Annotated in this window: 20 protein-coding genes; 7 read left to right on the forward strand and 13 right to left on the reverse strand. The window is 72.1% G+C overall.

Annotated features, from left to right (window positions below; translation table 11 throughout):
• A partial coding sequence (locus GPA04_RS21055) for an HNH endonuclease signature motif containing protein (RefSeq protein WP_162458662.1) occupies positions 1-1,394 on the forward strand: 1,394 nt, incomplete at its 5' end.
• 354 nt (positions 1,395-1,748) lie between these two features.
• Here the strand turns inward: GPA04_RS21055 and GPA04_RS18235 are convergent.
• Complete coding sequence (locus tag GPA04_RS18235) at positions 1,749-2,243, reverse strand: AAA family ATPase (RefSeq protein WP_436277930.1); 495 nt, start codon at positions 2,241-2,243, stop codon at positions 1,749-1,751.
• Between the two features lie 60 nt (positions 2,244-2,303).
• On the opposite strand from GPA04_RS18235, the gene GPA04_RS18240 reads away from it, so the two are divergent.
• Together GPA04_RS18240 and valS are read left to right on the forward strand one after the other, a co-directional pair.
• Complete coding sequence (locus tag GPA04_RS18240) at positions 2,304-3,224, forward strand: SMP-30/gluconolactonase/LRE family protein (protein ID WP_206674279.1); 921 nt, start codon at positions 2,304-2,306, stop codon at positions 3,222-3,224.
• Positions 3,225-3,453: 229 nt separating this feature from the next.
• Positions 3,454-6,105, forward strand: coding sequence for a valine--tRNA ligase (gene valS, locus GPA04_RS18245; RefSeq protein ID WP_156225654.1), 2,652 nt, complete (start codon positions 3,454-3,456; stop codon positions 6,103-6,105).
• 4 nt (positions 6,106-6,109) lie between these two features.
• Here valS and GPA04_RS18250 read toward each other — a convergent pair whose 3' ends face one another.
• Entirely contained in the window at positions 6,110-6,754 is a 645-nt protein-coding gene (locus GPA04_RS18250) for a DUF6226 family protein (protein WP_366464997.1), read from the reverse strand.
• On the reverse strand, positions 6,751-6,960 hold the full coding sequence (locus GPA04_RS18255; RefSeq protein WP_156225656.1) for a hypothetical protein: 210 nt from the start codon (positions 6,958-6,960) through the stop codon (positions 6,751-6,753). Before GPA04_RS18255 ends, GPA04_RS18250 begins: the two co-directional genes overlap by 4 nt.
• Positions 6,961-7,035: 75 nt before the next feature.
• Between GPA04_RS18255 and GPA04_RS18260 the strand changes: the two genes are divergently transcribed.
• From GPA04_RS18260 to GPA04_RS18270, 3 genes are all read left to right on the forward strand, one after another.
• Positions 7,036-8,328 (forward strand): alpha-L-fucosidase, encoded by a 1,293-nt coding sequence (locus GPA04_RS18260; protein WP_156225657.1) that lies wholly within the window; start codon positions 7,036-7,038, stop codon positions 8,326-8,328.
• 7 nt (positions 8,329-8,335) lie between these two features.
• Positions 8,336-9,412, forward strand: a complete 1,077-nt coding sequence (locus GPA04_RS18265; RefSeq protein ID WP_156225658.1) for a C45 family autoproteolytic acyltransferase/hydrolase — start codon at positions 8,336-8,338, stop codon at positions 9,410-9,412.
• A gap of 89 nt (positions 9,413-9,501) precedes the next feature.
• Positions 9,502-10,032, forward strand: coding sequence for a hypothetical protein (locus tag GPA04_RS18270; protein WP_156225659.1), 531 nt, complete (start codon positions 9,502-9,504; stop codon positions 10,030-10,032).
• A 4-nt stretch (positions 10,033-10,036) separates the two neighbouring features.
• Here the strand turns inward: GPA04_RS18270 and GPA04_RS18275 are convergent, their stop codons facing one another.
• The 4 genes from GPA04_RS18275 to GPA04_RS18290 are packed head-to-tail and all read right to left on the reverse strand — an operon-like array spanning position 10,037 to position 13,994.
• The gene (locus GPA04_RS18275) at positions 10,037-11,272 is read right to left on the reverse strand and encodes an ATP-grasp domain-containing protein (RefSeq protein ID WP_156225660.1); all 1,236 of its coding nucleotides are present in this window, start codon (positions 11,270-11,272) and stop codon (positions 10,037-10,039) included.
• 28 nt (positions 11,273-11,300) lie between these two features.
• The gene (locus GPA04_RS18280) at positions 11,301-12,047 is read right to left on the reverse strand and encodes an alpha/beta hydrolase-fold protein (RefSeq protein WP_156225661.1); all 747 of its coding nucleotides are present in this window, start codon (positions 12,045-12,047) and stop codon (positions 11,301-11,303) included.
• Positions 12,048-12,049: 2 nt separating this feature from the next.
• Entirely contained in the window at positions 12,050-13,069 is a 1,020-nt protein-coding gene (locus tag GPA04_RS18285) for an alpha/beta hydrolase (RefSeq protein WP_156225662.1), read from the reverse strand.
• 52 nt (positions 13,070-13,121) lie between these two features.
• On the reverse strand, positions 13,122-13,994 hold the full coding sequence (locus tag GPA04_RS18290; RefSeq protein ID WP_156225663.1) for an oxidoreductase: 873 nt from the start codon (positions 13,992-13,994) through the stop codon (positions 13,122-13,124).
• Positions 13,995-14,097: 103 nt separating this feature from the next.
• Between GPA04_RS18290 and GPA04_RS18295 the strand changes: the two genes are divergently transcribed.
• Positions 14,098-14,532: a winged helix-turn-helix transcriptional regulator gene (locus GPA04_RS18295; RefSeq protein WP_156225664.1), complete on the forward strand. Its 435-nt coding sequence runs from the start codon at positions 14,098-14,100 to the stop codon at positions 14,530-14,532.
• Positions 14,533-14,576: 44 nt separating this feature from the next.
• On the opposite strand, the gene GPA04_RS18300 is transcribed toward GPA04_RS18295, so the two are convergent.
• From GPA04_RS18300 to GPA04_RS18325, 6 genes are all read right to left on the reverse strand, one after another.
• Complete coding sequence (locus tag GPA04_RS18300; protein ID WP_162458663.1) at positions 14,577-14,957, reverse strand: HIT family protein; 381 nt, start codon at positions 14,955-14,957, stop codon at positions 14,577-14,579.
• Positions 14,958-15,078: 121 nt separating this feature from the next.
• Complete coding sequence (locus GPA04_RS18305; protein ID WP_156225666.1) at positions 15,079-15,660, reverse strand: putative glycolipid-binding domain-containing protein; 582 nt, start codon at positions 15,658-15,660, stop codon at positions 15,079-15,081.
• Positions 15,661-15,741: 81 nt separating this feature from the next.
• Positions 15,742-16,848 carry a uroporphyrinogen-III C-methyltransferase gene (cobA, locus tag GPA04_RS18310; protein WP_156225667.1) on the reverse strand — a complete coding sequence of 369 codons (1,107 nt, stop codon included), beginning with the start codon at positions 16,846-16,848 and terminating at the stop codon, positions 15,742-15,744.
• A 67-nt stretch (positions 16,849-16,915) separates the two neighbouring features.
• Entirely contained in the window at positions 16,916-18,484 is a 1,569-nt protein-coding gene (locus GPA04_RS18315) for an FAD-dependent oxidoreductase (protein ID WP_156225668.1), read from the reverse strand.
• The gene (locus GPA04_RS18320; protein WP_156225669.1) at positions 18,481-20,646 is read right to left on the reverse strand and encodes a molybdopterin oxidoreductase family protein; all 2,166 of its coding nucleotides are present in this window, start codon (positions 20,644-20,646) and stop codon (positions 18,481-18,483) included. The genes GPA04_RS18315 and GPA04_RS18320 overlap by 4 nt, the downstream gene beginning before the upstream one ends.
• Positions 20,646-22,028, reverse strand: a complete 1,383-nt coding sequence (locus GPA04_RS18325) for an MFS transporter (protein WP_156225670.1) — start codon at positions 22,026-22,028, stop codon at positions 20,646-20,648. Before GPA04_RS18325 ends, GPA04_RS18320 begins: the two co-directional genes overlap by 1 nt.
• Positions 22,029-22,039 lie beyond the last annotated feature (11 nt).

The raw sequence follows: 22,039 nt of genomic DNA on the forward strand, positions 1-22,039 counted from the left end.
CTCGGGTGCTGGCTGGTGAGGTCAAGCCGTGGCGGGCGCGTCGGATCGCGCAGGCCACTGGCGGGTTGAGCAGGCTGGCGGCGGGGTTCGTGGATCGTGAGATCGCTGCGGCGGCGGACCGGGTCAGTGGCCATCAGCTGGAGGGGTTGATCGCGACCGCGATGGCCCGTCATGACAGCGAGCTGGCCGAGCAGGTGGCGGCCGAGCGGGCCGAGCAGCGGGGGGTGCAGATCCGCCTGGACCAGACCGGTATCGCCGGGTTGACCGAGGTCAGTGGCTGGGTGGATCTGCCGGATGCGTTGGATCTGGAGGCGGCGCTGTCGCACTCGGCGCAGCAGCTGGCCGCGTGGGGATCAGCCGACCCGTTGAACGTGCGCCGCGCCCGCGCCCTGGGCGAGCTCGCCCGCGAACACCTGACCTTCCAAGGTCAACCAGTCACCGGCAGCAGCAGCGACGACCACGCCGACCACGCCGACGGCCAGGCCTGCGACGCCGGTACTGGTGGCCACGGTGGGGTGCGCGTGCGGTCCCGGCGGCAGGTGGTGCTCTACGTGCACCTGACCGATGCCGCGATCTACGACATGCTCAGCCGCGGCCCCGCCAACACCGGGCAACCCGGCGCCAGCGGCCGCAGCGGTGGCGGCGCTGCCGCCGCGGACGGCGGTGCTGCTCCCCATAGCGACAGCGCTGCCGGTGGTGGCGACGGCGCGGGTTGCGGTGTCAACGGCGAGGGGTGGCGGGTGCCGGTGTGGGTGGGGCGGGTGGAGAACACCGCGACCCCGATCACCGCCCAGACGATCCGGGCCTGGTGCGCCGATCCGGGTACCCGGGTTGCGGTGCGGCCGGTGCTGGACCTGAACGGCTACCAGCAGGCCGACTCCTATGAGGTCCCGGGACGGATCAAGGAACAGCTCCGGTTACGTGATGGCACCTGCGTCTTCCCCAACTGCCGCGCCAAGGCCCTGTACTGCCAGGACGATCACGTCGAACCTTACGACCACGCCAACCCTGAGGCCGGTGGCCGGACCGAGACCACGAACCTGCGGTTGTTGTGTCAACGCCACCACAACCTCAAGACCCACCACGGGTTCCGCTACCTGATCCTGACCAACGGGGCGGTGCTGTGGCGCACCCCGCACGGCCTACGCATCCGCCGCAACCGCGACGGCACCGTCGACTACCTCACCCGACACCAAGCACGCCACCGACCACACACCGACGACGACTGCGGCGGCGATGAAGCCGGCCACCAGGTCGAGACCACCACAGCCGCTGGTGCCCGCCGGCGAGGCATCCCCGGACTGGACGCCCTCGACGGGCTCGCGAAGCTGAACTCCATGGACAGCGTCGAGGGTCGCGGCACTCTCGACGACCTCGGTCCACCACCCTTCTGAACCACCCGCCCCGAACCCCGCCAACCCACCGAGGCGGAGACATCGGGCTGTCCACGATCGGGCACCGGGCTGCCGGAGCCAGACCACCAGGCAGTAGCAGAGACCTGAGGCTTGCGAGCCATCAAGCGGCGGGGATACCGGGCTTGTCGGAGTCAGGACACCGGGCTTGTCGGAGTCAGGACACTGGGCTGTCGGAGGCGCGACATCAGGCGCTGCCACCAGGTCCTGACGTCGACGCAGGCTTGCCCTCCACGACTCACGGCGTCCACGCGAGGCCCAAGGAACGTCCACTACCGCCCGGACCCGCGCGGTCCCACCACAGCACCAGGGCTGTACCGGTCTGCGTGTGCCGCCCTACGCTCGATCTGCTGGCATCGTCTGCGGGCGCGCCCAGACCGCGACAGCGTCGAGTACCTCGGCGACGTCCCGGCGACCGGTATCGATGCACGGCAGCCCGAGCGCGCGGTACTCAGCCGCATCGGCCAACGCGGCGAGGACCCCCGCCTCGGGCCCACCTCGGGACGACAACCGGCGTACCCGTTCCTCGTCGTCGCAGTCGAGCAGCAGCCACTCCCCCGTGGGCCAACCCTGGCCGGGGTCGAGCTCCTGCGGGGTGCACACCGTGGCGAGCAGCACGGGAACCGACCCGAGACCGCTGAGCACCGAGCGAACCAGCTCCGCATAGGGCTGCCACAGCTCCTGGTGCTCCCTGACCGGCCGCCCTGCGAGCCCCATGGCCGCAGGCATCAGCCAGTCCCAGTCGAGCACGACCCAGCCCGGCAACCGCTCCGTCAGCAACGGCAGCACCGTGCTCTTGCCGACCCCGGGCGCACCCAGCACGTACCGCATCTGCACGAGCCCGAGCGTTGCACGCCCGGCCCAACCCCGGAAGAGCAATAGCCTGGCCCCGTGGAACCGACGCCGACTCCCGTGCTGAGCAGCACCCCCGCCGAGCTCGTTCCCGCCCCGGGACACGACGACGAGTTCGCATCCCTCTTCCCCGAGGGCGCCACGCTCGACCTCCTCGCCGAGGGCGGCACCTGGTTCGAGGGCCCCACGTGGACCGGCGAGGACGAGATCGTCTGGAGCGACGTCGTCGGCAACCGTCTGCTGGTCTGGACCCCGCAACAGGGCGCCGGCATCCTCCTCGAACCTTCGCACCACCAGAACGGGCACACCGTCGACAACCACGGTCGCCTCGTCGCCGCCAGTCACGGCGAGCGCGCCGTGGTCCGTCGCGAGCTCGACGGCTCCTGGCACGTGCTCGTCGACCGCCACGAGGGGCGCCGCTTCAACTCCCCCAACGACCTCGTCGTCGACAGCCACGACGCCATCTGGTTCACCGACCCCCGCTATGGCATCGACAAGCCCGAGGAGGGCTACGGCGGCACGGTCGAGATGGACGGCTGCCGCGTCTACCGGCTGACCCCGGACGGCAACGCCACCGCGGTCACCCCGCCGCACCCGGGCCCCAACGGGCTCGCCTTCTCCCCCGACGAGTCGGTGCTCTACCTGGCCGACTCCGAGGTCGGGCACATCCTGGCCTTCGAGGTGCTCGACGGCGGAGCTCGCCTGGGCGAGCCGGTCACGTTCGCGCGCCTCGACCCGGGACCGCCGGACGGCATCCGCGTCGACCCGCAGGGTCGCGTCTGGACCTCCTGCGCCTCGGGGATCCAGGTGTTCGCCGCGCGCGGCCCGAGCGAGCCCGGCGAGCGTCTCGGCTCGGTCGCCGTTCCCCAGCGCACCGCGAACCTCGCGTTCGGCGGCCCGGAGGGCAAGACCCTCGCGATCACCGCCACCTCGGGGCTGTACCGGCTGCAGACCCGCTGACCACCGCCGCTGGCCCGCGCCGGGCAGGGTGGGTACCCTGTGACCGTGATCTCGACTCTTCCGTCCCGCCCTCTGGTGGTGCTGACGCGCGTCGAGGTACCGGTACGAGTATCCGTACCCCTCGCCTGAGCGCTCCGGCCGTCGGCCGCGCTCGCGAACCGCAGGACACCCCTGCCCCCAGCCGCACCGCGGGCCGACCGGCCCGCTGATACCGAGAGACGAAGCGACCATGACCAGCACCACGCCGAGCCAGCCGACATCCACCCGCAAGGCGCAGGTGCCGGACAAGGTCGCGCTCGAGGGTCTCGAGGAGCGCTGGGGCCAGACCTGGGCCGAGCACGGCACCTACACCTTCGACCGCAGCCGCTCGCGCGAGGAGGTCTTCTCGATCGACACCCCGCCGCCCACGGTCAGCGGGTCGCTGCACGTCGGGCACGTGTTCTCCTACACGCACACCGACGTGGTGGCCCGCTTCCAGCGGATGCGGGGCCGCGAAGTCTTCTATCCGATGGGCTGGGACGACAACGGCCTGCCCACCGAGCGTCGCGTGCAGAACTACTACGGCGTGCGGTGCGACCCGTCGCTGCCGTACGTCGCGGACTTCACTCCGCCGCACGACGGGACCGACGGCAAGAACGTCAAGCCCGGTGACCAGGTCCCGGTGTCCCGCCGCAACTTCATCGAGCTGTGCGAGCAGCTGACCGCTCAGGACGAGAAGCAGTTCGAGGCGCTCTGGCGCTACCTGGGCCTGTCGGTCGACTGGTCGCAGACCTACCAGACCATCGGCACGCGCGCCCAGAAGGTCGCCCAGGTCGCGTTCCTGCGCAACCTCGCCCGCGGCGAGGCGTACCAGGCCGACGCACCCGGGCTGTGGGACGTCACGTTCCAGACGGCGGTCGCCCAGGCCGAGCTGGAGGCTCGCGACTACCCGGGTCACTTCCACGAGGTCGCGTTCCACACCTCCGCCGGTGAGAACGTGGTCATCGAGACCACCCGGCCCGAGCTGCTCCCCGCCTGTGTCGCGCTGATCGCGCACCCCGACGACGAGCGCTACCAGGCGCTCTTCGGCACCACGGTCACGACGCCGGTGTTCGGGGTCGAGATCCCGGTGCTGGCACACCCGGACGCCGAGAAGGACAAGGGATCCGGCATCGCGATGTGCTGCACCTTCGGCGACCTCACCGACGTGACGTGGTGGCGCGAGCTGAACCTGCCCACCCGCTCGGTGGTCGGCCGTGACGGTCGCATCCTCGCCGACACCCCCGAGTGGATCACCACCGACTCGGGCCGCGCCACCTACGCCGAGCTCGCGGGCAAGACCACCTTCTCGGCGCGCACTGCCGTCGTCGACGCGCTCATGGCGAGCGGCGACCTGCTCGCCGAGCCCAAGCCCACCCAGCGCAAGGCGAACTTCTACGAGAAGGGCGACAAGCCGCTCGAGATCGTCACCAGCCGCCAGTGGTACATCCGCAACGGCGGCCGCGAGGCACCCGGGCGCAACCTCCGCGGCGAGCTGCTCGCCCGCGGTGACGAGCTCGCGTTCCACCCGGACTTCATGGGTGTGCGCTACGCGAACTGGGTCAACGGCCTCAACGGTGACTGGCTGATCAGCCGGCAGCGCTTCTTCGGCGTCCCGATCCCGCTCTGGTACCGGCTCGACGAGGCCGGCGAGCCCGATCTCGGCGACCCGATCCAGCCCACCGAGGACCAGCTCCCCGTGGACCCGAGCTCGCAGGCGCCGGCCGGGTACACCGAGGACCAGCGTGGCGTGCCCGGCGGCTTCATCGGCGACCTGGACATCATGGACACCTGGGCCACCAGCTCGCTGACACCGCAGATCGTGGCCGGCTGGCTCGAGGACGAGGACCTGTTCGGTCGGATCTTCCCGATGGACCTGCGCCCGCAGGGCCAGGACATCATCCGCACCTGGCTGTTCGCCACCGTGCTGCGCAGCCACCTCGAGCACGGCTCGCTGCCGTGGACCGACGCCGCGATCTCAGGCTGGATCCTCGACCCGGACCGCAAGAAGATGAGCAAGTCCAAGGGCAACGTCGTGACCCCGATGGGACTGCTGGAGCAGCACGGCTCCGACGCGGTGCGCTACTGGGCGGCGTCGGCGCGGCTGGGAACGGACGCGGCGTTCGACCCGCAGCGACCCACCCAGATGAAGATCGGGCGCCGCCTCGCGATCAAGGTCCTCAACGCCAGCAAGTTCGCGCTCTCCTTCGGCGGTGACGAGCCGGTCTCGCTCGACGGCGGCGCCGTCACCGAGCCCATCGACAGGGCCGTGCTCGCCGCGCTGGCCACGGTGGTCGACGAGGCCACCACCGCGCTCGAGAGCTACGACCACACCCGTGCGCTCGAGGTCACCGAGACCTTCTTCTGGACGTTCTGCGACGACTACCTCGAGCTCGTGAAGGACCGCGCCTACGGTCGCGAGGACGCCGGTCTCGATCCCGCGAGCGTCGCCTCGGCCCGCACCACGCTCGGGCTCGTGCTCGACGTCGTGCTGCGCCTGCTGGCCCCGGTGCTGCCGTTCGCCACCGAAGAGGTCTGGTGCTGGTGGCGCGAGGGCTCGGTGCACCGAGCACCCTGGCCCGTCTCGGCGCCGCTGCGTGAGGCCGCGCCCGACGGCGACCCCCACCTCCTCGCGGCCGCGGGCGCCGCTCTCGCGGCGCTGCGCAAGGTCAAGAGCGAGGCCAAGGTGAGCCAGAAGACCCGCCTGAGCGCCGCCGTCGTGCACGCCCCTGAGGCCGAGGTGGCGCTGCTGCCGGCCGTGCTGGCTGACCTGCGTGCGGTCGGCGGCGTCGACGGCGAGCTGAGGTTCCAGGTCGGCGACGAGCACCGCGCCGAGGGTGAGCTGCTCGTCGAGGCGGAGTGACCGCCTACCAGGCAGCTCCCAGCAGCAGCCGGTGTCCCACCTCGTCGCCCGCGCGTGCGCGGGCGATGAGGTCGTCGACGTGCGCGGTCGGGTGCGCGCCCAGGCCGGTGGCGCTCCAGCCGTCGACCGTCGTCTGCAGCGACCAGTCGGCAGCCTCGATGTGCACGAAGCCGCCGCCGACGACGGCGAGGATCTCGTCGTCGAGCGCACGGAGCAGATCCTCCGAGCCGCTGTCGCAGGCGTCGCAACCGCAGTCGGGTGCCCCATGACCGACAGCGACCGGCGGCTCACCGGCACCGAGGGTGAGGACGCAGCCCGGTACCGCGTCGAGGTCGCTCAGCACCAGCAGCAGCGGCTGCGCACCGGGAGCGTGCGGGCGCAGCAATGTGGCGGCGTCGGCGCTGGTGCGCCATCCCGTCGGCACGGGCACCGAGGCAGCGGCAGCCAGGCCCAGGCTCGTGAGCGTCTCGACCCAGGCGTCCGCGCGAGCGCCGACGATCCGGTACCGCTCCGGGTCGGTCACCCGCGAGTACTCCTCGTCAGCCACCTCGTGTTCCGGGTGGGGGTCCGGCCAGCTCACGTGCGCAAGCGGGCCGGCTCCGTAGGTCCGGTCGACGGCAGCACGCAGCGCGTGGACGTCCAGGCTCAGCTCCGACGCTGAGGTCTGAGGGCGCGGTAGCGCTCGAGGAGGAGCTTGCCGTACCGCAGCGCCACGAACAGCGACAGGCCGCCGAGCAGCAGCGCCAGCCAGCTGCCGTGCGTCGCGGACCGGAGGTTGACCAGGGTCACGACCACCGAGAGCACGAACCAGAACACGGCGGCCCCCGTCGAGCCGCCGGGACGCTTCTCCGGCATCCGCACCTCCTCTGTCCTGTCCAGCCTACGGCGTGAAGTTGACCGGACCCGCCGCGCCGTGTTGGCTCGTGCCCGATGAGCAGCGACGACGCCACGCCCGACCCGCACGCCTGGTTCAGCCACGACCGCTTCGGCATGTTCGTGCACTGGGGGCTCTACTCCCTCGCGGCACGCCACGAGTGGGTGATGAGCAACGAACGCATGAGCATCCCCGACTACGAGCGCTACGCCGAGCGGTTCGAGCCCGACCTGTACGACCCCGCCGCATGGGCGCGCGCCGCCAAGGCGGCCGGCATGACCTACGTGGTGCTGACGACCAAGCACCACGACGGCTTCTGCCTGTGGGACTCCGACCTCACCGACTACACCAGCGTCAACACCCCGTTCGGCCGCGACGCCGTGGCCGAGTTCGTCGAGGCCGTGCGCGCCGAGGGCCTGCGGGTCGGCTTCTACCACTCGCTGATCGACTGGCACCACCCGGACTTCCACGTCGACGGCGTGCACCCCCGCCGCGACGACGACGTGGAGGCGCTCAACGCCGGCCGCGACTGGGACCGGTACCGCACCTACCTGCACGGCCAGGTCCGTGAGCTGCTCACCCGGTACGGCCAGGTCGACTACCTCTTCTTCGACTTCACCTACCCGGGTGTCCGTCACGGGCTGCCGGGCAAGGGGCCGCAGGACTGGGACTCCGAAACCCTGCTGGCGATGGTGCGCGAGCTGCAGCCCGGGATCGTCGTCAACGACCGTCTCGGCATCCCCGGCGACCTCACCACGCCCGAGCAGTACCAACCGGCCGGTCCGGTGATCGACGAGAACGGGCGCGAGATCCTCTGGGAGGCGTGCCAGACCATCAACGGCTCCTGGGGCTACGACCGCGACAACCACAACCACAAGTCGCCCGAGCTGCTGGTGCGGATGCTGGTCGACGGCGTCTCCAAGGGCGGCAACATGCTGCTCAACGTCGGTCCGACCGGGCGGGGTGATCTCGACCCCGTCGCGCAGCGGACCCTGGCCGGCATCGCGGAGTGGACCGGGCACCACGAGCGTTCCTTCCGCGGCGCCGGACCGGCCCCCTTCACTCCCCCGCCGGACGCCCGCTACACGCTCCGCGGTGACCGGCTCTACCTGCACCTGTTCGCCTGGCCGATGAACCACGTGCACCTGACCGGTCTTGCGGGCAAGGTCGCGTATGCCCAGCTGCTCCACGACGGCTCGGAGATCCACGTCGAGGAAGCCGCCGCCGACGCACCGCACACCAGCATGACCCCGGACGCACCGACGGACGCCGTCACGTTGCGGCTGCCGACCCGCGCGCCCGACGTCGCCGTCCCGGTCATCGAGCTCTTCCTCGTGTCGGCACCGTGAGCCGGTCATGATCCACACCTGGCACACCGAGGAGACCGACCCGGCCCGCCGCGGCGAGGAGCTCGGGTCCCGGTGGCGCGACCGGGTGCGCGCCACGCTCGAGGAGTACGAGGCGCTGTTCGCCGGGCGCGCCGTCAGCTCCGTGGTGGTGCGAGAGACCTCCGAGGCCACCCGCGAGCTGGTCGCCGGTCACGCCCCCGAGATCCTCGCCGAGATCGACGGCGTCGCGCGCGGCGCGCAGATCGAGCCGTGGCAGGCGATGGCGCTGAACGCGCGCACCGAGATCCTCGCCCGCGCCGCGGCGGTCACCCAGGAGTGCTCGACGGCGGTGTTCCTGCCCGCCGACGGCGGCGCACCTCGGTCCGTGCAGACGTGGGACTGGTACAGCCAGATGGCGCACGAGACGATGGTGCGGTCACAGCCAGCCGCGGGCGGCACCCGGATCGTCACCTTCGGCGAGTTCGGCCAGGTCGCCAAGATCGGCGTCAACAGCCGCGGTCTGGGCGTCCACTTCAACATCCTGCAGCACACCAGTGACGGGTCCCGCCTCGGCGTTCCCGTGCACGTGCTGACCCGGATGATCCTGGAACGCGCCGGCACCCTGGCGGAGGCGCTGCAGATCGTCGACAGCGTGCCGCTGGGTGCCTCGACGGTGCTCACCGTCGTCACGGCCGAACCCGCTGCGGCGAGCGTCGAGCTCAGCCCCGTCGGCTGGGCGGTACTGCACGCCACACCCGGTGAGCCGCTCCTGCACACCAACCACTTCCTCGACCCGGCGCTCGCCGCCGGCGAGGTCGCCGCCACCCCCTTCAGCACCACGCGCGAGCGGCTCGCCTTCCTCGGTGGGCGCGGCTCCGCCGTCGAGATCGGTGAGCCGTTGGCGAGGGTGCGGGCGCTCGCCGACGAGGCCCCGGGCTCGATCTGCGTGGATCCCGACCCGCGGCGCGCGCCCGACGACCGCCCGGAGACCAAGGCCACCTTCACGATCGACGTCGAGCGGGCCGAGCTGGGCTTCCATGCCGGCCACCCCCGGCAGGTCGCCGACAGGACCTGGAGGGTGCTCGCGGCCCGCTCGCCTGCGTGACATCTGTCAGCCCGCACCCGTGCAGCGCTCCTGCGGATCGGTGACCGGGCGCACTACTGGAAGCGGGGCGGCCCGGGCAGGCTCGTGTCATGGCTGACCTACTCATCTCCTTGCAGGAATTCACCACGTCCCTCCCCCCGGTCCTGCGGTGGGTGGGTGTGATGCTCGCGGCCGCGATCCCCTACGTCGAGGCCGAGGGTGGCGCCGTGCTCGGGATCGCCGCCGGGCTCCACCCGGTCGTCGCGATCGCCGCCGCCATCGCCGGCAACGGTCTGGCGCTCGCCGTGGTCGTCAACGCCACCTCCGCCGTGCGCTCGGGCGTCACCGCCCGCCGCAACGGCTCCTCCGCCGCGGGCGGCGTCGCCGTTCTCGAGCAGGACGAGGCCCCAGCGAACGACGCCAAGCGTGCCCGGATGCGCCGGGTGTTCAACCGTTACGGGGTGCCCGGCGTGAGCTTCCTCGGCCCGCTGCTGCTGCCCTCGCACGTGACGGCCGCCGCCATGGTCGGCTTCGGTGCCCCGAAGCGTGCGGTGCTCGCCTGGGGCGTCATCGCGGTCGGCGCCTGGGCCGTCGTGCTGGGCACGATCGCCTACCTCGGGATCTCCGCGCTCGTCGGGTGAGCGCTCAGCGGCGCTCGCGCACCCACATCCCCGTCAAGCCGCGGAAGTGGGCGATGAACCTCTCGTGCTCGTGCGCGGGGTAGGTGCTGCGGACCGTGTCCACCAGCAAGGTGTCGAAGTCCGCCGAGGCCACCCAGTCGAGCACGCGTGAGTCGAGGTCGGGCAGGAACTCGGCGCACCAGTCCCAGTACCGATCGGTCTCGAAGTAGTCGTCCGCGAGCCGCCGGTACCGCTCCATCTTCTCCTCGTACGTGAGCGAGGCGTCGTCGGCCACGGCGAAGTAGGACTCCATGCTGAGGTCGGCCTTCACACGGCGACCGGTGGCCAGGCAGTAGACGCTCCACCGCACCAGCGCCGTGATCGCCCACGGGAAGTAGTAGTGCAGCGACGTCAGCGAGACGTCCGGGCACGCGTTGGCGTAGTCGATCGGATACACCTCGGTGCCTGCGACCAGCATCTCGGCGGAGTTGAACTCCCACCCGAAGAAGGCGTTGACCACCCGGCTCACGGTCACCGCCTCGGCGCCGGTCGACGGCGAGAGGAAGCCGTGGTTGACCTGGTAGCGCTCGTGCATGGGCAGCTCGGGCCGGAAGTCCACCACCATCGTCTCCGGCCCGATGGACAGGGCGCGCGCGAACACGTCGTAGTCCACGGTCGCCTGCAGGTGCATCAGCATCTGCCCCGACTCGTCGTAGGCGGTGTGCAGCTGCTCGGCGTTGTCGATGCGGGACACGCCGCGCCAGGCACCGCCGTCGAACGGCTTCATGTACAGCGGGTAGCCGAGATCCTCGGCGATCGCGTCGAGATCGAACGGGTCGTTGTAGTGCGTGGAGGTGTACGCCCAGCGATCGTTGTCGATCGGGTTCTTGTAGGGCACCAGCACGGTGCGCGGGACCTTCAGCCCGAGCCGGAGCATCGCGCAGTAGGCGCTGTGCTTCTCCATCGACTGGAACGTGAAGGGTGAGTTCAGCAGATACGTGCCGTCCACGAGTGCGGCCTTCTTGAGCCACTCGCGAGGGTGGTAGTACCAGTGGGCGAGCCGGTCGATCACCAGGCCCGGGCGGACCGGGTCGAGCAGGTCGAAGGGCGCGATCCGCAACCGGTCGCTGCTGAAGGAGTGGGTGGTGCCGTCCGCGGTGCGCACGTCGCCCACGCGCCGCAGGATGGTCTCGAAGGCGCGTGGCCAGTCTTCCTCGGCGCCGAGCAGCAGCCCGATCAGGTGCCGCGAGATGTCCGCCATGGTGCTCCCGTCCTCGTCGTCGTGAACGCTACCGCTCGAGCAGCCGTGGCAGGTGGTGCAGCAGCTGCAGGCGCCACCAGTGCCAGTGATGGGCGACGTCCTCGCCCCAGGTGTCCAGGTCGTGATCGATCCCGTGGCGGGCGAGGTGGGCGGCCATCGCCCGGGTGCCCGGCAGCGCGCCGGTGGGCCAGGTCTCCCACTCCCCCTGGCCGACGACCAGCTGGACGAACAGCCGGGATCGCAGCCAGGCGAGGTGGTCGGCGTCGAAGGAGTCGAGGTAGCGGCTGGGGTTGGTCCAGTGCAGGTGCTCACCGTGCTCGCCCCAGACATGCCACAGCGAGGGGTCGTAGCTGCCCGAGAGCGCCAGCACCCGCGGCGCGATGTCGGCCCGCGCGAGCCCGAGCTGGAGCGCGTGGTAGGCGCCGAGACTGGCTCCGACGGCGATCATGTCGGCGGGCGCCCGCTCGTGGACCCGGGGCACCACCTGGTGCACCAGCCAGCGCTCGTACGCCCGGTAGCGGCGAGCGCGTTCCTCGGCGGGGATGCCGCGGTCCGACCAGGTGAAGGCGTCGACGGCGTCCACGCAGAAGAGCGTGATGCGACCCTCCTCGATCAACGAGGACAGCGCGCCGACCATGCCCTCGTCCTCCCACTCCCAGGCGCGACCCAGCTCGGTGGGGAAGGCGAGCACCGGGCGGCCGCTGTGGCCGAACCGCAGCAGCGTTCCCGCGTGCGGCAGGTCGGGAGCCTCGAGCTCGAGGTGCTCGCGGTGCACGCTCAGGCCACCGTGACCGTCGCGAGCAGGTCCCGCAGTGCCGGGTCCAGCCCGTCGCGCCAGCAGGTGAAGTTGTGCAGGTCGGGCAGCTCGGTGTGGCTGAGGAGCACACCGGCCGCACGCAGCCGATCCGCCAACCTCCTGTTGTTGACCACGTTCTCCTCATGGCTGCCGCACGTGGTCGCGACGGGCGGCAGCGCCGCGACCGCGCGGTCGTCGGTGTGGAGCTCGGCGACGAACGCGGTGACCTCGCCCCACCGGGCGAACGCCGACTCCTGCCCGTCGGTCTCGGGGCTGAAGAACGACCCCGACTGCAGCAGCAGGGCGTCGAAGGCACCGGGATGGCGCCACTGGGCGTGCAGCGCCGCCAGCGCTCCCAGGCTCGCCCCGACGGCGATCGTGGCGCTGGTCGGCCAGCGCCGGGTCACGCTCGGGACCAGGTCGGTGACGAGCGCGGCCGCGTAGTCCTCCGAGGCCGCGTACAGCTCCTCGCGCGGGTCGGCGGTCAGCAGCAGCGCGCGCGTCGGGGGCGCCGCGCCGTCGGCAGCGAGCACGCTCAGATAGCGGGACAGCTCACCGCGGCTCGCGTAGTCGGGCCCGTCATGAACCACGAGCAGGGGCGCCGGCGTCGTCTCGTCGACACCCTCGGGCGACCACAGCGCGGCGGTGACACCCGGCACGAGCGCCGCGAGCGCCGTCGTCGTGCCCGGGGGGACCTCCCGAGCGGTCCAGGCGGGCGACTCGTACCCGGGGAGCTCGAGGACCGACCGGTGCCCGAAGCCGGTGTCGACCTGCGTGGGGCTGGCGGGATCGACCACGGTGGTGGTGACCTCGAAGCCGTACTCGACGCGGTGCAGCGGCGGGAGCGCGACCTCCACCGACCAGACGCCGTCCGCCCAGGCGAGCTCGGGCCGCGCGCCCGCGGTGCCCAGGCCGGCGTCGAGACGAACCCGGGTGTAGCGGCGATCAGGGTCGGGCAGACGGAACTCGAGGCGGCCGTCGCCGCGCGTTCCTGCGTGCATCCGGCGAGGCTACCCGCCCGCCCCGATCTGATCGCTGCGGCAGCCGGGCTGTTCACGCAGCGATGCTGTCGAGCTCGCGCAGGTCGTCGTCGGAGAGCTCGATACCGGCCCCTGCGATGTTCTCCCGGAGGTGCTGCACCGAGGAGGTACCGGGGATGAGCAGGATGTTGGGCGCGCGGTGCAGCAGCCACGCCAGCGCCACCGCCTTCGGGGTCGCGCGCAGCCGACCAGCGACGCGCGACAGCGCGTCGGACTGCAGCGGCGTGAAGCCACCCAGCGGGAAGAACGGGATGTAGGCGACCCCCTCGGCGGCAAGGCGGTCCACGAGGTCGTCGTCGTGGCGGACGGCCAGGTTGTACATGTTCTGCACCGATACGATCGGCGCGATCGCCTGCGCCTCGGCGACCTGCTCCGCGGTCGCGTTGCTGACACCGAGGTGGCGGATCACGCCCTGCTGCTGCAGCTCGACCAGGGTCTCGAACGCCTCGGCCACCGAGCCCGCGACGGGGCCGTTCGCGTCGCCGAGACGCAGGTGCACCAGGTCGAGGGCATCGAGCCCGAGCGTCACGAGGTTGTCCTCGACCTGCTGGAGGAGCTCGTCGGGCTTCCTGGCGGAGGGCCAGCCGCCCTGGGCGTCTCGCCGCCCGCCGACCTTCGTCGCGATGACCAGGTTCTCCGGGTAGGGGTGCAGCGCCTCGCGGATGAGCTCGTTCACCACGCGCGGGCCGTAGGCCTCGGCGGTGTCGATGTGGCTGATGCCGCTGGCGTCGGCGGCCCGGAGGACCGCGAGCGCGCCCTCGCGGTCCCTCGGTGGGCCGAGGACCCCAGGGCCGGCCAGCTGCATGGCGCCGTAGCCGACGCGGGCGACGGCGGTGCTGCCCAGGGTCCAGGTGCCGCCGGGAAGATCGGTCGTGGTGATGCTCATCGGGTGCCTTTCGTGGCGTGCGGATAGTCGTCGTCCACTCTCACCGATCGACTATCCAGAAGGAAGTAGTTACCCTGAAGTGCGTTGATACCTAGGAGGACCGATGGTCACGACGACGGCCGCCCGGAAGAAGGCGGAAGCCAAGGTGCAGTACGACGCGTTCCTGGCGGCGTGCCCCAGCCGGCAGCTGCTCGACCGCGTGTCCGGCAAATGGGTGATCCTCGTGCTCTCGGCGCTGGGGAGCGGCCCCGACTGCACCGGAGACCCGCGACCGATGCGGTACTCCGAGCTCGGCCGGGTGCTGGCGGGCGTGAGCCCCAAGATGCTGTCGCAGACGCTGAAGTCCCTCGAGCGGGACGGTCTGCTCCAGCGCACCGCCACGGCGACCGTTCCGGTCACGGTGACCTACGAGCTCACCGACCTGGGCATCTCGCTGCACCAGACGTTGCGGATGCTCAAGGTCTGGGCCGAGCGCCACAGCGACGAGGTCGCCGCGCACCAGGCACAGTTCGACGCCGCGAGCCAGCCGGCGCGGTAGCCCGGAGCGCCCGCCGCCCCCGCGCGATCACACCGCGGTGGCTCTCACGCCGGGCGGTCGATCTCGTCCATGTACGTGCGGAGTCGAGCGGCGAATTCTGCGACGTCACCGCGTACCCCGCCTTCCCACTGCTGCCACCAGAGATGGTCGTGAGGCGTTCCGAGGTGCCGGGCGAACAGGTGCTCATGGAAGTGCGGTATGCCGAGCCCCGCGACGAACGCGTGCACGTGCTCGACCCCGATCTCGGTCCGCAGCCCGCGGGCCAACCGGGATCGAGCCTGACCGATCACCCGAGCCTCCTCCTCGGTCAGCTGATCGAGTGACGCGACGTGTCGCTTCGTCTCGATGAACACATATCCCAGCGGTCCGTCGGCGCGATGAGTGATCTCGATCAGCGTGTCGGAGTGGATCACCGGTCCGGTCAACGACCCGCGACCACGGTGCTTCTGACAGATCGGGCACGGCGGACCCGTAGCTGCGCCGGTGGTCGATGTCTCGGGTGGCTGCTCGATCGACATGGGGAACGCCTCTCTTCCGCGCTGGGTCCTACGACTCCCGGCTGGCGATGCTCGGGTACTGGAGGATGAGCCCGCTGTGGTCGTACTCGAGGTCGCAGGCGACGTCGAAGCTCGACGACTCGTAGTGGACGAGCAGCCGCTCGGGCCACGCCTCCACCAGGGTGTAGCGCTGCTCCAGACGTTCCACCCGAAGGTCGTCGGCGCGGACGAACGCTGCCGGCACATCGATCCCGGCTCCGGGGACCAGCTCGAGCCGGTGAAGAGGCAGCGTGTTCGTGACGGCGGACGACTCGAGGTCGACGTCGACGCACCCGTCGAGCTCGGGGCGCAGCTCACCGTTGACGGTCCACCGACCGTGCGCATCGCGTATCAGCGTCAGGGCGCTCGTTCCCGCGGCGGTCAGGCTCGACACGTGCGCCGAGACGGTTGTCCAGGCACCGTCGACCGTGACGTCGTAGCCGACGGACCACAGCGCCCCGGACTCGTGTGCGGTGGTGTGACCCGCGAGGCGATGGCCCCCGTTCAGATCGGCGAAGAAGGCGATCTCGAAACCGGTCCGTACCCCTCGGTGGTTCCAGCTCGCGGCGGCCGGCAGCGGCGTCAGGTTCATGGATCGAACCTATTCCGGACGCGGTCGTTCGTGGGCGTCGCGCGACAGCGGGCGCCAGCGCCGGTGCAAAGGGGGAGGCAGCTAGGACGCCGCGACGGCGCCGATCACGATGACGGCGGGAGCGCGCACCCGGACCTCGGCAGCCACGGCGACGACGTCGGCCAGGGTGGCGCGAGTGAGCCGCTGGGCCGGCGTGCTCCCCCGTTCCACGATCGCGACCGGCGTCGCGGGGTTCGCGCCCGCACTGCGGAGCTGCTCCACGATGTGGCCGAGATTCCCGACGCCCATCAGCACGACCAGGGTCGCTGAGGCGTCACGGACGCAGGCCAGCGCCGCCTCCGCCAGCGGCTCGTGGCCGCTGGTGACGTGCACCGCCGCGACGACCTCGCGCTGCGTGACGGGGATGCCCGCCAGCGCCGGTACCGCGAACGCGCTGCTGATGCCGGGGATCACGTCGACCGGCACCGCGGCCTCCTGGCACGCGAGCACCTCCTCGCCACCACGGCCGAGCAGGAACGGGTCCCCGCCCTTGAGGCGGATCACGCGGCGCCCGAGCTGGGCCTGCTCCACGAGGATCCGGTTGATCTCGTGCTGGGGCACCGGGTGGTGGCCCGGGGTCTTGCCGACGTCGATGACCTCGACGCCGGGGCGCACGTGGGCCAGCACGCTGCGCGGGCCGAGACGGTCGGTGACGATGACATCCGCCTCCGCGAGCGCGCGACGACCGGCGACCGTGATCAGCTCCGCGGCACCAGGACCGCCCCCGACCAGCGTGACGCTCCCCAGCGTGCCCGGGGGGCGGCGGAGGTCGACCTCGCCGCGGTCGAGGAGTCCGTCGGCGTCGTGGATCTGCGCGGCTGCGGGGTCGTCGCTGACGACGCACCAGGTCCGCCGCGCCTCGGCCCACCCCTGCACGGCGGAGCGGTCGCGGGCGCTGTCGTCGGCGGCGACCACCAGCCACACGCCGTCGAGGTCGACCGGCGTGGGCTCACGTTCGTCGAGCCGTACGGTGGCACCGTGCTCGGCCACGAGGTCACGGAGGTCCTCGCACACGTGCGGCGCGACCACCCGCACGCGCGCCTGCACCTGCCGCAGCGCCGCCACGTGCGCCGCCGCGGCGGGACCGCCGCCGGTGACCAGCACGTCGCGGCCGGCGAGCGGCAGGCCGACGAGCAGCGCGGGTGTCATGCCTCCATGGTGAGGGCGGCTCGCGATCTCCGCCCGCTCCGCTCTCGGACGTCCGCCTGCCGGACGCTCAGCCCACCGTGACATCGGCGTTCTCCTTGTCGTTGACACCCAACCAGTCGAGAAGCCCGCAGACCGTGGCGGTGCAGCTGCCGCACCCGGTGGTGGCTCGGGTCCCGCGCGCCACGTCCGCCACCGTGCGGGCCCCCGCGTGGACGCAGTCCACGATCTCGCCCTTCGACACCGAGTTGCACGAGCACACCGTGGCGCGCGCGGGCATCTGCTCGGGCCCTGTCGCGACCGCCGGTGACGGCTGCACGGGCCGCAGGAACAACATCGAGGGATCGCTCGGTATCGGGGTCCGGCGTGTGTAGGTGGCGACCAGGTCCGCTGCGAGGTCGGGTGCGCCCACGCACGTCGCTCCCACGAGCTGGCCCTGGGCCACCACCACCTCGACGTGCCGTCCGGCGGCTGGGTCGTCCAGACGCAGCACGCGCTCGCCGGGTCCTGCCCGCCCGCCGCAGACGCCCATCGCGACGACGTCGAGCCCACGCGCCTTCAGCGTGACGACATCCGTGCCGGACACGGCCGGGGCCGCGTCCGCCGGACCGCGCATCTCCCTGGCCGCCATCACCGAGCCGACGCGCACCGCCAGGCTGGGACGCCCGCGACCGGCCGGCTCGTCGGTGCGGGACCGGGTCAGGTCGATCGCCAGCCGCCGGGCCTGCTCCCACCCCTGCGCGATCAGCCCGCTCGCACCCTCGGGCGGTTCGGCGCAGTCACCGATCGCGTAGACGGCCGGGTCGGTGGTCGCGAGGTCGGCACCGACGCGGATCCCGCGCGCCGTCGCCAGCCCGGCGGCGGCAGCCACCGAGCCCGCGGGCACCGTGCCGGTGGCGAGCACCACCAGGTCGGCGGGCAGGTCCGCCGCAGCGGGCGCATCCGTTCCCCGCCCGCCGGGCGGGCATCCCTGGACGGCGACCGACACCACCCTGCCCTGGCGTGCCTGGACACCGAGCGTGCGCGCGGCGGTCCAGCAGTCCACGCCCAGCCCGGCCAGCGACGCCTCGACCACCTGCCCCGCCCCTGACGCGAGCTGGCGGTCCATCAGGCCGGTACCGCCGTGCACGAGCGTCACCGCGAGCCCCCGACCGGCCAGCCCGCACGCGACCTCCAGCCCGAGCACCCCGCCGCCCACGACCACCGCACGACTCGCGTTCGCCGTCGCGGCGACGATCTCGCGAGCGTCGTCGAGGGTTCGCAACGGATGCACCCCCGCCGGCAGGTCGCCGTCGAGCCCGGGGACCTCCGGGACCCGTGCCGCGGCGCCGGTGGCGAGCACGAGCACGTCGTAGGGAATGCTCGCCGTCTCGGTCCGCACGCGCCGCCGTCGCCGGTCGATCGCGACGACCTCCTGCCCCCGGTGCACACGCGCGCGCTCGTCGTCATGAGGGAGCTCGAGCCCCAGCAGGTCGACCTTCCCTGCGACGACCTCGCTCAGCAGCACGCGGTTGTACGGCCGGTACGGCTCGGCGCCGAGCACGGTGATGTCGAAGCGTTGCTCGGGATCGCGTGCCGCCACCTCCTCCACGAACCGGGACCCGACCATCCCGTTGCCGACCACGACCAGCTGCGTCATGCCACCGCCTCCTGGCCGGCCGGGACCACGTCGACGGCGCACACCTTGAACTCCGGCATGCCCGAGACCGGGTCGGTGGCGTCGTTGGTGACGCGGTTGACGCTGCCGACACCCGGGAAGTGGAACGGCATGAACACCGTGTCGGGACGGATCCGGTCCGTCCACCGTGCGGTGGCCTCGACCCAGCCTCGTGCCGAGGTCAGGCGGACCAGCGCGCCGTCGAGGACCCCGAGACGGAAGCCCAGCATCGGGTGCATCTCGACGTAGGGCTCGGCGACCACCGAGCTCAGCTCCTCGACGCGGCGGGTCTGCGCTCCCGACTGGTAGTGCTGGAGCACGCGGCCGGTGACGAGGTGGATCGGCGCGTCCGGCCGTACCACCTCGTCCGGTCCGACGTGCTCGACGGCGATCAGCCGCGCCCGGCCGTCCGGCGTCGGGAACTCCTCCAGGAACATCCGCGGCGTGCCCGGGTGGGCGGGCGCGGGCACCGGCCAGAAGTAGCCCGGCCCCGCGACGGCCTCGTCGGCGTCGAGCCTGTCGTGGCTGAGGCCCGAGTAGTCGGCGCGGCCGCCGGCAGAGGCGCGGGCGAGCTCGGCGAAGACGGCGGCCGGGTCGGTGTCGAGCCGGACCTGCGACCCCAGCCGGGCCGCCAGCTGAGCGAGGACCCAGAGCTCTGACCGGGCGCCGTCCGGCGGCTCCACGGCCTTGCGGCGGCGGATCACCCGCCCCTCCAACGACGTCATCGTGCCCTCCTCCTCGGCCCACTGGGTGACGGGGAGGACGACGTCGGCGATCCTGGCGGTCTCCGACGGCACGACGTCGCACACGACCAGCAGGTCGAGCGAGCGCAGACGTTCCTCGACCGCGGTCGCATCCGGTGCGCTGATCAGCAGGTTCGATCCGTGCACGAGCAGCGCGCGTGGCCCGCCCGCGGTGCCGAGCTCGCGCAGCAGCTGCACGGCGGGCACACCCGGGCCCGGCAGGTCGTCCGGGTCGATGCCCCACACACCGGCCACATGCCTGCGGGCGGCCGGGTCGGTGACGGAGCGGTACCCGGGCAGCTGGTCGGACTTCTGGCCGTGCTCGCGGCCGCCCTGCCCGTTCCCCTGCCCGGTGATCGCGCCGTACCCGCTGCCGACCCGGCCGACCAGGCCGAGCACCAGGGCGAGATTGATCGCCGCGGTGACGGTCGCCGTCCCCTGCACCGACTGCTCGACCCCACGCCCGGTCAGCACGTACGCGCCGCGACCGCCGTGCGCGGGCGCCGCGGCGGCCAGCAGCCGCGCGGTGCGTCGCAGCGCGTTGACGGGGACGCCGGTCACCGCGGCCACGCGCTCGGGCCACCAGGCCACGACCGACCGGCGCAGGTCCGACACACCGGTCGTGCGCGTGGCGAGGTAGTCCGCGTCAGCCAGGCCTTCCATGAGCACGATGTGGGTCAGTCCGAGCAGCACCGCGAGGTCGGTGCCTGGCACGGGTTGCAGGTGCACGCCGTCGCTCCCCCGGCCGCCGCCGTCGACACCCGGCGTCAGCTCGCCCGTGAGCGCGGCCGTCGCGCTGCGCCGAGGATCGACGACCACGAGGCCGCCCCGTTCGCGGACGCCCGCCAGGTGCTGCACCGCCGGCGGCATGGTCTCCGCGAGGTTCGAGCCCAGCAGCACCACGGCGTCGGCACCACCGAGGTCGGTGAGCGGGAACGGCAGCCCGCGGTCCAGCCCCAGGCTGGCGTTGGCCGCGGCGGCCGCGCTCGACATGCAGAAGCGGCCGTTGTAGTCGATCCGCGAGGTGCGCAGGACCGCACGTGCGAACTTGCCGAGCATGTACGCCTTCTCGTTGGTGAGGCCGCCGCCCCCGAAGACGGCGACCGCGTCCCGACCGTGCTCGACCTGCAGCCGCTGCAGGGTGCCGGCCACGTGGTCCAGCGCCACGTCCCAGGTGACCTCCTCGAGCGCGCCGGTGGCGCCGCGCAGCAGCGGGGTGGTCAGCCGGTCCGGGGCAGTCAGCACGGCGGGACTGGTCCAGCCCTTCTGGCACATGCCGCCACGGTTGGTGGGGAACGCACGCGGTTCCACCTCGAGCGCCCGCCCCGGTGCAGCGCTGATCGCCATGCCGCACTGCAGGGCGCAGTACGGGCAGTGGCTGGCGACCGCGGGAGCCGACATCAGATCCTGGCCGCGGACAGCGTGGTGCCCGGGCGGAGGTAGACGAACCACGTGGTCGCCGCCATCACCAGGTAGCAGCAGACGAAGAGGCCGAGCGCCGTCGCGAGCGATCCGGTCAGCTGGGTGGAGACGGCGAACCCGCGCGGGATCAGGAACCCGCCGAACGCACCCACCGCACCCGCGATGCCGATGCAGCCCGCCGCCGCCTGCTGCGCCCGCAGCCGGCGCTCCGCCAGGTCGCCCTCGGCCTCGAGCTCGCTCATCCCCTCGTGGGCGCCGGCCGCGAAGACGGCCGGGATCATCCTGTAGGTGGAGCCGTTGCCGATCCCGGTGGCCACGAACAGCAGCAGGAACGAACCGAAGAACAGACCGAACTCGGTGCGCTGCAGCGCGGCGATCACCCCGGCGGCGCCCACGCCCATGACCAGGAACGAGGCGACGCTGACCCGGGCGCCACCGAGCCTGTCGGCCAGCACCCCGCCGAGCGGCCGGGCGACCGAGCCCACCAGGGCGCCGAGGAAGGCGACCGTCAGGGTCACCTCGGGAAAGGTGGTGGCCAGCAGGGTCGGGAACACCCCGGAGTAGCCGATGAAGGATCCGAAGGTACCGATGTAGAGGAAGGAGATGATCCACGTGTGCCGGTTCCGGGTCGCCACCGTGAACGTGCGGGCGTCAGCGCGTGCGGTACCGAGGTTGTCCATGAACCTCCACGCCAGCACGGCGGCGAGGAGCACCAGCGGGATGAACACCAGGCCGGCGCGCTCCAGCGCGATCCCGGCGCCCGTCGCGATCACCAACGGGACCGCGAGCTGCACGGCTGCCGTGCCGATGTTGCCGCCGGCGGCGTTCAGACCGAGCGCGCGGCCCTTCTCCCGCTGCGGGAAGAAGAAGGTGATGTTCGCCATCGAGGAGGCGAAGTTGCCCCCGCCCAGGCCTGCGAGGGCGGCGACGGTCAGCAGCACCGGGAACGGCGTCGCGGGTTGCTGCACCACGATCACCACGGCCACCGTCGGGATCAGCAGCAGCAGCGCCGAGATCATCGTCCAGTTGCGGCCACCGAGCAGCGGGACCGCGAGTGTGTAGGGGATGCGCAGGGTCGCGCCCACCAGGCTCGGGATCGCGATCAGCCAGAACTGCTGGTCGACGCTGAGGGCGAAGCCCGCCGCCGCCAGCTGCGGCACGACGATCGACCACAGCGCCCACACGCCGAACCCGAGGAACTCGGCGACGATCGAGACCGACAGGTTCCGCCGTGCGACATGGCGACCGGTGCTCTGCCAGGAGCGCTCGTCCTCCGGGTCCCAGTCCTCGATCCAGCGGCCACCGAACCTGCGGCGCTCCCGCGTCGGCGCGACGGTGGAACCTGTTGCGGTCGTCGACATGTGCGCTCCCC

The organism is Pseudactinotalea suaedae, from assembly GCF_009733815.1.
Lineage (GTDB): Bacteria > Actinomycetota > Actinomycetes > Actinomycetales > Beutenbergiaceae > Pseudactinotalea > Pseudactinotalea suaedae.